Origin of the sequence: Sphingobacterium sp. UBA1897, assembly GCF_002337775.1 — a bacterium.
GTDB classification, from domain to species: domain Bacteria; phylum Bacteroidota; class Bacteroidia; order Sphingobacteriales; family Sphingobacteriaceae; genus Sphingobacterium; species Sphingobacterium siyangense.
In genome coordinates, this window is record NZ_DDGR01000022.1 from 107462 (window position 1) to 119756 (window position 12295).

Annotated in this window: 11 protein-coding genes; 3 read left to right on the forward strand and 8 right to left on the reverse strand. The window is 39.7% G+C overall.

Annotated features, from left to right (window positions below; translation table 11 throughout):
- The 4 genes from B4N43_RS13105 to B4N43_RS13120 all read right to left on the reverse strand — a co-directional run bounded on the left by B4N43_RS13105 (position 1) and on the right by B4N43_RS13120 (position 5990).
- Positions 1-3273, reverse strand: a complete 3273-nt coding sequence (locus tag B4N43_RS13105) for a TonB-dependent receptor (protein ID WP_286735222.1) — start codon at positions 3271-3273, stop codon at positions 1-3.
- 35 nt (positions 3274-3308) lie between these two features.
- Positions 3309-4448: a FecR family protein gene (locus tag B4N43_RS13110; RefSeq protein WP_286735224.1), complete on the reverse strand. Its 1140-nt coding sequence runs from the start codon at positions 4446-4448 to the stop codon at positions 3309-3311.
- A gap of 66 nt (positions 4449-4514) precedes the next feature.
- Positions 4515-5072 carry an RNA polymerase sigma-70 factor gene (locus B4N43_RS13115; RefSeq protein ID WP_120334344.1) on the reverse strand — a complete coding sequence of 186 codons (558 nt, stop codon included), beginning with the start codon at positions 5070-5072 and terminating at the stop codon, positions 4515-4517.
- 213 nt (positions 5073-5285) lie between these two features.
- Complete coding sequence (locus tag B4N43_RS13120) at positions 5286-5990, reverse strand: TIGR00730 family Rossman fold protein (protein ID WP_075994812.1); 705 nt, start codon at positions 5988-5990, stop codon at positions 5286-5288.
- 115 nt (positions 5991-6105) lie between these two features.
- On the opposite strand from B4N43_RS13120, the gene recR reads away from it, so the two are divergent.
- A complete protein-coding gene (gene recR, locus B4N43_RS13125; protein WP_120334345.1) occupies positions 6106-6720 on the forward strand; it encodes a recombination mediator RecR in 615 nt (204 codons plus the stop codon).
- Here the strand turns inward: recR and B4N43_RS13130 are convergent.
- From B4N43_RS13130 to B4N43_RS13140, 3 genes are read right to left on the reverse strand one after another with little or no spacing between them, the layout of a single operon-like run.
- Positions 6717-7892, reverse strand: a complete 1176-nt coding sequence (locus B4N43_RS13130) for an oxygenase MpaB family protein (protein ID WP_286735227.1) — start codon at positions 7890-7892, stop codon at positions 6717-6719. The two genes, recR and B4N43_RS13130, sit on opposite strands and share 4 nt — an antisense overlap.
- A 5-nt stretch (positions 7893-7897) precedes the next feature.
- On the reverse strand, positions 7898-8251 hold the full coding sequence (locus B4N43_RS13135; protein ID WP_286735229.1) for a hypothetical protein: 354 nt from the start codon (positions 8249-8251) through the stop codon (positions 7898-7900).
- 14 nt (positions 8252-8265) lie between these two features.
- Positions 8266-8880, reverse strand: a complete 615-nt coding sequence (locus B4N43_RS13140; RefSeq protein ID WP_286735231.1) for a hypothetical protein — start codon at positions 8878-8880, stop codon at positions 8266-8268.
- 389 nt (positions 8881-9269) lie between these two features.
- Here B4N43_RS13140 and B4N43_RS13145 point away from each other — a divergent pair, with 389 nt between their 5' ends.
- Positions 9270-10121 (forward strand): AraC family transcriptional regulator, encoded by an 852-nt coding sequence (locus tag B4N43_RS13145; protein WP_120334349.1) that lies wholly within the window; start codon positions 9270-9272, stop codon positions 10119-10121.
- A 77-nt stretch (positions 10122-10198) separates the two neighbouring features.
- Positions 10199-11452 carry an amidohydrolase gene (locus B4N43_RS13150; protein ID WP_286735234.1) on the forward strand — a complete coding sequence of 418 codons (1254 nt, stop codon included), beginning with the start codon at positions 10199-10201 and terminating at the stop codon, positions 11450-11452.
- 81 nt (positions 11453-11533) lie between these two features.
- Here the strand turns inward: B4N43_RS13150 and B4N43_RS13155 are convergent, their stop codons facing one another.
- Complete coding sequence (locus B4N43_RS13155; protein WP_286735237.1) at positions 11534-12121, reverse strand: hypothetical protein; 588 nt, start codon at positions 12119-12121, stop codon at positions 11534-11536.
- Positions 12122-12295: the final 174 nt, after the last annotated feature.

Sequence of the window (12295 nt, forward strand, 5' to 3'; positions counted from 1 at the left end):
TTAAAAAGTTAGGTTTAAACCAACAATAAGAGTGCGTGCCTGCGGCGAAGTACCAAAATCGATGCCCGGCGCCATATTGGAGCTCACGGTTTCCTGGTTAGTTCCCCCATACATGCTTACCTCAGGATCTAGACCTGAGTATTTTGTGAATGTTAACAGATTCTCGCCTGTCACATAAAAACGGACCTTATTGAGCTTCCATCTTTCAAGCACTTGTTTAGGTAGTGTATAGGCCAAGGTCATCGATTTTACCCTGAAGTAGGAACCTTTCTCTACAAAACGGGAAGAAATCTGTGAATTGTAGTTGTCATCTGTATTGTTTAGATCCGGACGCGGCATAGTACTATTTTTGTTATTGACTGTCCATCTGTTTAACACGGCAGTACTTTGGTTTCTCGGTTCCCACATACCCTCTGTATAAATACGTGTCGCATTAAGGATATCATTTCCCTGTACACCCTGTAAGAAAAAAGAAAAGCTGAAGTTCTTATAACTAAAATCATTTGTCATGCCATAAGAGAATTTTGGTGTAGCATTACCAATGATAGCCATATCACTCGTTTGAAGACCTGCTTCAGGGTCTGCCATCTGATAGATCATATCTCCGGTCTCTGGATTGACGCCTTTCGCGACGTAACCCCAGAATGATCCCAATGCAACCCCTTCTTTTGCAATCGTACTATTGCCGCGGCCATCAATATTTCCGTCATAGTAGGTTCCGCCATCAATATTCAGTACTTTATTGCGATTGAGCCCAAAGGTGACTGTTGTATTCCATTTGAAATCGTGAACGAAATTTCGGCTACTGAATTCGAATTCGAAACCTTTATTCTGTAGGTCGCCGAGGTTTTTCAGCGCAGTTCTGTAACCGGAACTATAAGGAACTCTTGAGTTGAGAAGTAGGCCTACAGTTTTTTTTGCATAATAATCTGCACCAAATATCAATCTGGAATTAAAGAAACTGGCATCCACACCAATGTCGGTCTGGTTTGTTGTTTCCCATTTTAGATTGGGGTTGTCCAAGGTAGAGGGTGTATACCCCGGTACAACCTGATCGCCGATATTGTACGATCCCGTGACGTCAACTAAACCAAGATAGGAAAAGGCCGGGATTTGGCTATTTCCAACCTTACCCCAACTAGCGCGGATTTTCAAATCGTTTACCGTGTTTTTCAGCGAACTAAAGAAATCTTCATTGGATAAACGCCAGCCGGCAGAGAAAGAAGGGAAGTACCCCCAACGGTTATTAGGCCCAAATACAGATGACGCGTCAGCTCTCAGATTGGCTGTAAATAAGTACTTGTCGTTATAATCATAACCGATTTTTGCAATGCCGGAGACAGTGGATACAGCAGCATCTATCGCCGTTGGCATCGCCGTAATCATCGAACCTCCATTGACGGTGTGAATCGCTGGATTAGCAAAATTCTGGGTAGCAATATTTGAGATTGTTGTTTGTGTTTTAGTGGTAATATAACCTAATAAACCTGTGAAGTGGTGCTTGTCACTAAAAGTTCTGTCATAGTTTAATGTATTTTCGGACATCCAATACTGATTGTCCTGCTGCTGGAGCGTCGCCATCCCTTTATATTTTCTACCCTCTGTCGTGCGGAACGGATCCACAAAAGTGCGGTACTGGTTGTTAAATTTCTCATACCCAAACAGCGATTTGAATTTTAGTCCCGGTAGGATATTAGCCTCCACAAAGGCATTTCCTGTAAATCTGTTGTTGATATAGCTGTGCTCGTTGCCTGTTGCCAATGCAACGGGGTTGTCAAGATCCGTATAGAATGGATCTACTGTGAAAGCCCCCTTATCACCGTATATGCCGATGACTGGGGAGCCCAGGTAAGCATTCATGATGACCCCATTTCGGGAGTTCTCGTTAATGTCCACATCGTACCAACGGTTGTAAGATAAGCTTGTTCCAACTTTAAAGATTTTATTGATCTGGTGATCCAAATTAACCTTAAAATTGACCTTGTTTACTGTATTTGTGATGACCGTGCCATTATCTTTTTGATAAGATCCAGAGATGTAAAACCCTGTCTTTTCATCTCCACCGCGTACTGAAGCCTGGTATTTTTGGCTGTGGCCGGTGCGGAATAGCTGATCTGGCCAGTTCGTATCAGCGGTATATTTCGACCAATCCAAGGCTTCTCCCATCTCAGTCATTAATTCTCTATACTGTGCAGCATTTAGAACGCTAGGCTTTTTTCTGATGGCTGAAAATCCTTGATAGGTTTCGAAATTTACTTGTGTTTTACCGTTTGTTCCTCTTTTGGTCGTAATCAACACAACGCCATTGGCTCCTGACGATCCGTAGACAGCGGCAGAAGCAGCGTCTTTTAAGACCGAAATGCTTTGAATATCTGATGGATTGAGCTCCGATATATTTTCAGTAGGAACACCATCTACAATGTATAATGGATTGCTACCTGCAGTGATTGTTGAGGTTCCGCGAACTCGAATGGAGAAGCCAGCTTGCGGTTGTCCGGAGGATTTTACAATTTCTACCCCCGCCATTTTGCCTTCCATGGCACTCGCCAATTGGGTCACAGGGCGATCTTCAATATCCTTTGTGCTCATGGTTGCAATGGCTCCAGTGATGTCCTTTTTCTTCTGTGTTCCAAAACCGACCACAACGATCTGTTCCAATTGGTTGTTGGTAGTTTTCATCTGCACGTTGAGGAAGCTATTGGAGCCTACCGTACTACTGATAGTCTCATAACCTATCGAACTAAAGCTGAGTTGATGTGTAGGGGTCGCTTCAATCGAGAATTCACCTTTACTGTCTGTTTCCGTTTGTTTACCTGTTGTTGTATTGCGGATTGTGACCCCTGTTAATGCTTTACCATCGCTATCAGAAACGCGTCCTTTGACAAGCTGTTGTACATTAATCGTGTTTCTTAAGGGTATGTCATCTGTTTTCCTTTTTAGGACAATGGTGTTGTTGACAATTTTATAAGAATAAGATAGCTCTTTTAGGTTGTCATCCAGAATTTCAACAATAGAACCATCTTTATGGTTTATTCGGATTTTTTGGTTATCATTAATCTGTGAGTTATCGTACAGAAACACATAAGAACTCTGACGTTCGATCTCTTTAGCAAACTTCGCCAAAGTGTATTCCTTGTCTTGTAACTTGATTTTAGTTTGGTTTACATTCGCCATCGCCAAATTATTTGCATGGGAAACGCATTGGATCGCAAGTAAAGCAGCAAATAGTTTTGCCTTTTTACCAGCCCCTTGGATGGTTTTAAGTTTATACATAATTAGTTGGGTAAGTTTGTTTTATATTAAATAATTTAGAGTTCAACTTCAATTTTATTGTTTTGCAATCGACATTTTATATCCAGGAAGTTGAGGGTCTCAACCAGTTGCTGGGCCGTTGAATTACGTTTTATTTTTCCTGTCAGTTCACGCTTTTCATTTGTTCCTTTATAGACAATATCTACATTATACCAGCGTTTTATGGCGGCGAGTGCATCTTTTATTTGTGTCGATTCAAAATAGAAAAAGCCATTTTTCCAGGCCATTGCCTCTTCGATATTGGCTTCTGCTACGATAAGATTCCCACCTGAGGTAAATGCTGCTTGACCAGGCTTCAGCATTTTTGACTTGCCGAATTGCGAGACTTGTACAGAGCCCGCTATAAGTGTGGTTTTATTGTTTTCATTTGGATAGGAGCTTACATTAAAATGGGTTCCAAATACGCGGATGGTTTGTTCATTGGATCGCACATAGAATGGTCGCTTACTATCGTGGCTGACTTCAAAATAGGCTTCACCAGATAATTTTACTTCACGGCTATTCGACGCAAAAGATTCAGGAAATGTGAGCACGGAGCCAGCGTTTAGCCATACCTTACTGCCATCGGCCAAAATGATCTTATATTCTGTTCCAATCGGCGTTTCAATGGTATTGGTTCGGCTAGCAGCAGTATTCTTACTGGCTGTAAATTGATATTGCACGGTTCCGGAAGCAGTTGTAACAATTTTCACCTGTTCATCCTGATGAAGAACGCTCTGTTGGTGGGCAGAAAGGTCAATTTTAGTTCCGTCGGCTAAAGTTAATACGGCTGCTTTAATGCCCGGATGAACTTGCTGTTGCGTCTTCACGGCTACCTGTGGGGTATCTCCGGTTGTTCTTTTAACAAGGTAAAGGGGCAATATAAATAACAGTGCCAAAGCAGCAGCTATTCCACCCAATTTCACCCATTGTGGAATTCGCTTGATTTTTGACGCTTGGATTTCCTGCTTTATATTTAAGAATAACAGCTCTTTGAGTTGTTGTTCATCTGTTGCGAGCTCCTCGGGGATAGGGAGAGGTTCGCCATTACTTGTTTCATACCATTGTTGCAGTTCGGCCTCTTCTTCAGGGCTACATGTGCCTTGAAGCCATTTATAAGCCAATTGCTTTATCCGGAATTGATTATGATCAACCATATTTAGGGGTTATTTATATATAGAGTCCCTAAATTGGGCTGATACCCTGACAAGAAGAAAAAAAAATTACAAAGTAATCAGAAAGCGCTGAATACCAGCGCGTATTTTTTTTAAGGCACGGCTTAACTGGGTTTCGACAGTTTTCACAGAGATGTTCATACTTTCAGCGATCTGTTTATAGGAGAGTCCTTCTTCGCGGGATAATCTGAAAACAAGCTGGCATTTTTCAGGCAGTTCCGAAACAAGTTGATCTAGCCGAACACGAAGCTCCTCAAACTGGAGCCAATTTTCCGTCGAATTATCAAAATCTACCCATTCCGTATCATGCTTAAAAGCTTCCTGTTTGTATTGTTGTGCCAGATATTTAAATACTTTGTATTTAACGGCCACAGCGAGGTAGGAGGCGAGATTGCTTTCAATTTGGAGTTGATGGCGTCTCAGCCAAAGTGAAGTAAAGATATTTTGTACAATTTCCTGCGCATCTTCCAGTGAATTTGTTTTGCGGGCAGCCTGGTAATAAAGCTTTTTCCAATAGCGATCATACAAAGCTTCGAAAGCTAAGCTATCGTCTTGTTGAATCAACACGATCAACTCTTCATCTGAATGGCCTCCAAAATCTTTCATGCAAGACAATAATTTGTTTTTCTATGGTTATACGACGTGAAATGCAAATTGCGCTATAAATGTAGGGACTAAATTATGAATAATGCAACTTTAATATATAAAAGCTGGCTTTAAGCAGCTAAACGCATATTTTACAAAAGAAAGCAGCTTCGAATAGACAAAAAAAAAGGAGTATCTGAATCAACAGATACTCCTTTTTCGAAGAAGTACTTCTTAGAAGTTTGGTTTCAACAAGTATTTATCGTAGAATCGGAAAATATGATCAGCTGCTTCCTCGGCTGTATCCACAATTCGAAACAGTTTTAAATCCTCTTCACTGATATATTTGTTTGAAATCATTGTATTTTGAACCCAATCTATTAATCCTTTCCAATATTCAGAGCCGACCAATACGATTGGAAAACGTGCAATTTTACCGGTTTGAATCAGTGTGATTGCTTCAAAAAGTTCGTCCATGGTTCCGAAACCTCCAGGCATAACAATATACCCTTGAGAATACTTCATAAACATGACCTTTCTGACGAAGAAGTACTTAAATTCAAGCAATTTGTCGCGGTCAATATATTTGTTGTGAAATTGCTCGAATGGTAATTCAATGTTTAGGCCGACAGACTTACCTCCAGATTCGTAAGCGCCCTTATTGGCTGCCTCCATAATACCCGGTCCACCGCCGGAGATAATACCATAACCGCGTTCCGTCAATAAGCTAGCAATATCTACCGCCATTTGATAATATTTGTGTTCGCGCGGGGTACGTGCTGATCCAAATATTGAAACACAGGGGCCAATTTTTGCCAATTTCTCAAACCCATCCACAAACTCTGACATCACTTTAAAAATCTGCCATGAGTCTTTTACTTTAATTTCCTGCCATGTTTTGTTTTCAAATGCGCGGATAATTTTATCTTCTTTTGTAATATCCATATATAACGTTATACATTTAATTTCTAAAACCTAATTTTTCAAAAAGGAATACAATATAGCTATTTTTTTAATACTAGCTACTTTTTCTGATTATTCTTACATTTGCATTATGAATTTTTCTTCTAAACTTCTTGAGAACGCAGTGGCCGAATTTGGAAAATTACCTGGCGTGGGACAAAAGACGGCATTAAGACTGGTTTTGCATCTGTTGAAGCAATCCGATGCAGATGTAGCGCGTTTTACGGCCTCTATCGATCGCTTAAAAGAAGATATTCAGTATTGCCAAGAATGTTTCAATATTTCTGACCACAGTATATGTGAGATATGCGCCTCATTCAAACGCGATAAAAATTTGATCTGTGTTGTAGAAGACACGCGAGACGTGATGGCCATCGAAAATACAAATTCCTATCAAGGTGTATATCATGTATTGGGAGGATTAATTTCGCCTATGGATGGTATTGGCCCTGCTGATCTAAAAATCGAAGGGTTAATTAATCGAATCCAAAGAGGTGAGGTAGAAGAAGTTATTTTGGCCCTTTCAGCAACAATGGAAGGGGATACCACCATTTTTTATTTATACCGTAAATTGCGTGAATTTGATGTAAAAATTACAACGATTGCCCGCGGTATTGCCTTTGGTGGCGAGTTGGAATATGTCGATGAGCTAACCCTGGGACGCTCCATTGCGACACGGGTGCCTTACGAGCGCAACGTTGGTTAATTGTATTTCAGATAGATTTGTTTCACGCCTTCGTGTACTTTTCTTCCTTTGTCAATTTGTTGTTGTCGCCATAAGCTGTCGGTAACCATACGATTTGCTTTTTTATTTTTTAAGATATTCACATAAGCAATTTTACCGAGTACCGTCTTCTTTAAACCCAATAGTGAACACGAATAGTCGCCCAATAGATAATGATTGTAGTAGAGATGAATTTCGCGCATGAGCTTTCGTCCCCATTTGTTTGTGGGGTAGGCTGCTTTAATGGGCTCTTCCATGAGTGATTTTGCTAAAGCTAAGCTATCCTGATCTCCTGATTGTTGTGTCATGGTCCAATAATACAAAGCTTCAATGGCTTGCTCCTCTGTGTCGGGGAGAAGTTGCATTGGAATACCCAGCAATGTTCCGATAAACTTCCAGATATGGAATAAACCTTCTACCTCGTTTTTCAATACATTGAATTTCATACGTTTTAGCCCTGTTAGGTAAACAAGAGAAAATCCGAGATTGGTTGCAAGCATATCCCACGTATTTAATGGGATACCCCATTTTTCTGTTTGCCACTGACCGTGCTTTAGGATGTTTAATCGCGCATACGAATGGATACATCGGGTGAGTAGAATGGCCTCTATGCCGATATTACCCTTTTTCAGTGCATCATCGCCTGTGATATCCACCCAAAAGGTTACCGTTTCGGTGAGTCGTTTGACAGCCCCTTTTTTTAACGCACCTGTAAAGATTAAGGGTTTATTGATCGCACTGGACTCATAGCCCCCCATGAGGACATAATCCCGTAATACAATAAGTCCTGATAAACCAGAACGTTGACTGAGCCCAATGCCTTGTTCTATTTTATCCCAATCTAACCAAGAGGGGTTGAGATCTAATGTATTTAAAAAATTCAGCAATACATGTTCGTATGCTGCATCAATAGGCTTGCCTGCAAGTGCATCTTTAAGCAGTTGTTGACCTTGATGGAAGCCAATTTTTAGGTGTAGCTGTTCGACAAGTTGGTCGCAGCTATTGTCAAATTGATAGAGTAAAGGAGTAAATTGATCGGCAGCAGCGATGGAAAGTTTCGTCGGCAATTTGCGAAGCAATTCGACACCAAGACCCTTCGACCAATAAAAAGAAAATGAACTTGTATTAACTTGATAACGTTCGGGTACTCGCATATCTTTTATTGAATTGTCCAAACAGTATAACTTCCAGTTAGTGTGATACTATCATTTGATTGATTAAACTTAAAGTCTATATAATCCATTTGACACGATGAGAGATCACTGCAGCAAAATTGCCGATCAATTTTAAAATGAAGTCTAAATGAACCTTCGGTACTATTTGTATAAAAAGTTAATCCACTTATGCTAAAGTCACTTAAATGTGGTGCGCCGTCTTTATCTTCCAATTGCTCGATAACGTAATCATTGATTTCTTGCTGATGTTTGGCGATGAATGGTATAAGATCTTGATTGCTGAATGGTATGATTAGATCGTCTTTCTTTAGTTGGATTCTGATGTTAATTTCTGTCATCTTATTATGCTGTACTAACAAAGATCTCTCCAGTTTGGAATATATAAACTGAAAATTGCTTCTGTTTCTTTTCGCGTCTTATGAGCAAATTTACAGAAAGCCTTTAGAATAATTAGCTTGATGTGTTCTTTTTCGAAATCAATGAGTCGATTTGAAAAATGAAATCCACCTTCAACGATTCTAAAATCGTTTTTGGATAATTTATGGATGGTTACTGTAGCTACATCATATATATCCAACTGTTCTTCCCAATAAGCAATCTGCTTGATTATTTCATGGTAGAGTAATTCCTGACTCCATTTGTGCAGTAATTTCAATGTATTCGTGCTCTTCTTTTGATATACACATATACTTGTAGCTGTCAGTTCAACGGTTGCTAGCGTTGTGGAAGGATAGATTTTGACCAAATAAGGTTTTCCAAATAGGTAGTAGGGGGCTTCTAGATAGGAATAGGATATACCTTCCGATTTACTTTCTGGCGGGTTTAACTTGATGTACTCTTTAAGGAAAGCAACATCGCAATGTGCTGGAGCATGTACACGATAGGGTGATGAATTACCCGAAATTTGGATATAATCTTTATTCCAGGGAACTATTTCATAAAATATACGACCGATTTCGATTTGCATTTCTCGATTTTAATTAGATATGGGGGCGTCGGCATTCAATATCGCTTGATACCCTAGCAACTGCGTTAAAGTAACATTTTTTTATATTAAATAATAGTTATAATCGTAACAATTTCTTTTATACAGGGAGTCCAAACAATAAGAGTTTCGTTTGAACAAGCTATGGACTACGAGTAATCAACTTCGGACTGTAAGTAGTATGTCTGTACGATGAGTCCATGGTATATGCACCTTAAAAAAGTGGACTCAACGTGGACTTACTGTGGACTCACTGTGCTTACAGGACGAAGCTGGTCATAAGTTAGTCGTAATTTTTAGCATTGTTACCAGCTCTCACTAGCTTTTGTTTTTTGTTTTAATATTTAGATACTATCTTTGGAATACTGTTTATGTATCAACCCAACGACCATTTCCCAATATTAGACCTGCAGAAATTTCAGGAAGGGATTATCGCTGACCGCGATTTACTTTTTCATGAGCTCATTGGCCCTAGAGAAATTAGTGAACCGCACAAACACGATTTTTTTATCCTTTTATTGTTCCAAGAGTCTGTAGGCACACATACAATAGATTTTGACCGTTTTGTACTAGGTGCAAATCAGTTACATCTGGTTTTTCCGGGACAGGTACATCAATGGCAGATGGCCGATCCTACCTATGCACTACAGCTCATGATTAGCAGACATTGGTTCGAAAGCTTATTACCTGCGTTGCGATTCCCTATTTCTTATTATTTTAAGCATTTGGTTATTGATCTTTCAACGGCCAATTTTCAGTCGTTATTGACAGAATTCAAGGCAATTGCAGATGATTTACAGGATGGTGAGATCCTATGGGAATTGATTTACGCACGGGTCAAAGTAATTACGCTTCTGATCAGCAAGATCGTTCAGGATAATTTTGATGATTATGAACAATATCAGGCTAATCCAATTATGGCGAAATTTGTGCAGCTTATCGATGAATGGTATAAAAGTGAAAAATCAGTCGCTTTTTATGCCGAGAAGCTAAATATTTCGGCAAATTATCTAAATGTGTTAAGTAATCGGGTTTTACAGAAATCAGCTTCATTTTTGATTCAGGAACGTGTGTTACTGGAGGCAAAGCGATTGCTTAAAATTTCGGATAAAACGATCAAAGCTATTGTCTTTGATTTGGGGTTTTACGATAATGCAAGCTTCAGCAAGTTTTTTAAAAGCCATACGAATATGACGCCAAGTCAGTTTAAAGCGCAGCCATAATATCTACACAAGCTGTAATAATTCGTACAAAGATCATTGGCTCAAATCACTTAGCTTTGGTGAAAAATGATATAGGCATGAATGAAATCAATCAAAATCAAGATACTTATTTGTTGAAGAATGTATTGCTAGAAACTGGCTTTCTTTATGAGAAGGAAGAAATTGTTGCTACGAAAACGGCATTATTTGATATTCAAATTGAGGCAAATAAAATAAAAAGTATTGAGCCTGCGCAACCGGCGGGGGGCGGAAAAGCCTTTGATGTGAAAGGTAAATTGGCATTGCCGCCATTCCGTGACATGCATATTCATTTGGATAAAACCTTATATGGCCTGCCCTGGAAGGCGGTATTTCCAAAAAATAGGACTGTAAAAGATATGATTGCCAAGGAACAGGTGATTATCCCCGAGTTGTTGAAAACCTCTGTCGAACGGGCCCAAAAGTTAATCGCGCTTTTACAGGGCTACGGAACAAATTTTGCACGTACGCATTTTAATGTAGATCCAACATCGGGAACAAAGTCATTGGAGCATTTGTTACAGGCGCTGGAACATTTAAAATATTCATTTGCTGCAGAACTGGTTGCATTCCCCCAGCATGGCCTATATTATACAGAATCGGCGAAACTAATGGAGGAGGTAGCAAAATGGGGGCAGGTGGATTTTATTGGTGGTTTGGATCCCTTTAGTATTGACGGCAGTATTGAGAAACCGATGGACTTGACAGTTCAACTTGCATTGGATAATAACAAAGGAATCGATATCCACTTACATGAGGGAGGGGAATCAGGTGTTAAGACCATACATTATTTGATTGATAAAGCATTGGAAAATCCGGCATTGCAGGGACGTACATTTATCAGTCATGCTTTCGCCTTAGGTTACATGCCGAAAAAGGACTTAGCACATACGGCCGAACGATTGGCAGAAGCGAAAGTTGGTATATGCAGTTCGGTTCCTTTTCGCAATATGTTGATGCCATTTCAGGAATTGAAAAAAGCGGGAGTGGAAGTTTTTGTAGGAAACGACAATGTTCAGGACCATTGGGGTACTTTCGGTAGCGGTAATATGCTTCAAAAAGCCAATCTAGCTGCGGAATTATATGGTTATGAAACTGAATTCGAGTTATCCCGTTGCCTTCGTTATGCGACCAATGGCAAAATTCCGCTTGATGATCAAGGGAATTCCGTATGGCCGAAAGTTGGAGATGATGCTAACCTCCTTTTTGTCGATGCGAGTTGTTCTGCAGAAGCAGTTTCTCGGATCTCAACCGTCTATGGGCTTATACATCAGGGAAATGTTGTTAAATGGAACAATAGCTTTCAAGCTTAATTGAAAGTAGCAAACAATCATAAATTGAAAATGCCAATTTATCGTCTAGAAAATTGGCATTTTCAATGCTAGGGGGAACGTTTAGTGTAGGAAAGTCGTCTTGCAGTAATCTATTTTATAAGAACCTTGCTCATTGACCAATTGAACTTCATTTTTGGTTCGGATGTCATTACCGTAATCAATAAATACGATAAATTTGCTTTCAGTTACTTTGTCGATTTTGACATCCTTGATATCCAATGCGTCGTCATTACCTCTTCCAAATAACCAGGTTTCCTCCGTATATAAAGGGTAGATTTTCTCCCATTTGGCCTTGTAAGCTGCCTCAGCTTTGGGTAGTTCTTCATCTGTGAGGTTGGAGGGACCGTAAATTTCATTCGCATCTTTTAAAAAGGCTTGGAATCGCTTGGTACATAATGCGTCCTCTTTATCCAGATAGTAACAATATTTTCCAGATGCGGAACCTGTACATTGAAAAATTCCTTTCCACCAAGCTTCTGCTTGTTGATGCTGACCCACTGCCGTGTCTTGCTTCGCTGTCCTTGTGCTGTCTTTGAATGGTATTTGCTTTGCAGGATGATTTGCAGTAGCGCTTTTATGGTCTTGCGCTGAATTTGTACAGCTTGCTAGCATGCAAAACAGCCCTATTGTTGCATATAAACTTTTCATTTTTTGATATCGTCTTAAAACTGGAATAAAATTAGGATATAAATTGGATAACATGATCACGGATTACCACTATATTCAACAGAATATTCATCAAAAAATTTAATTTTCCATTCTTTTTGAAATAATGCAGCGGGCCGTAAGTCTACCGTGTCGAGTAAAGACGCAATGAATCTG

Bases quoted from the DNA above. Each gene is read 5' to 3' on its own strand.
- B4N43_RS13105 (WP_286735222.1), bottom strand. From the start codon at position 3,273: ATGTATAAACTTAAAACCATCCAAGGGGCTGGTAAAAAGGCAAAACTA.
- B4N43_RS13110 (WP_286735224.1), bottom strand. From the start codon at position 4,448: ATGGTTGATCATAATCAATTCCGGATAAAGCAATTGGCTTATAAATGG.
- B4N43_RS13115 (WP_120334344.1), bottom strand. From the start codon at position 5,072: ATGAAAGATTTTGGAGGCCATTCAGATGAAGAGTTGATCGTGTTGATT.
- recR (WP_120334345.1), top strand. From the start codon at position 6,106: ATGAATTTTTCTTCTAAACTTCTTGAGAACGCAGTGGCCGAATTTGGA.
- B4N43_RS13130 (WP_286735227.1), bottom strand. From the start codon at position 7,892: ATGCGAGTACCCGAACGTTATCAAGTTAATACAAGTTCATTTTCTTTT.
- B4N43_RS13135 (WP_286735229.1), bottom strand. From the start codon at position 8,251: ATGACAGAAATTAACATCAGAATCCAACTAAAGAAAGACGATCTAATC.
- B4N43_RS13140 (WP_286735231.1), bottom strand. From the start codon at position 8,880: ATGCAAATCGAAATCGGTCGTATATTTTATGAAATAGTTCCCTGGAAT.
- B4N43_RS13145 (WP_120334349.1), top strand. From the start codon at position 9,270: ATGTATCAACCCAACGACCATTTCCCAATATTAGACCTGCAGAAATTT.
- B4N43_RS13150 (WP_286735234.1), top strand. From the start codon at position 10,199: ATGAATGAAATCAATCAAAATCAAGATACTTATTTGTTGAAGAATGTA.
- B4N43_RS13155 (WP_286735237.1), bottom strand. From the start codon at position 12,121: ATGAAAAGTTTATATGCAACAATAGGGCTGTTTTGCATGCTAGCAAGC.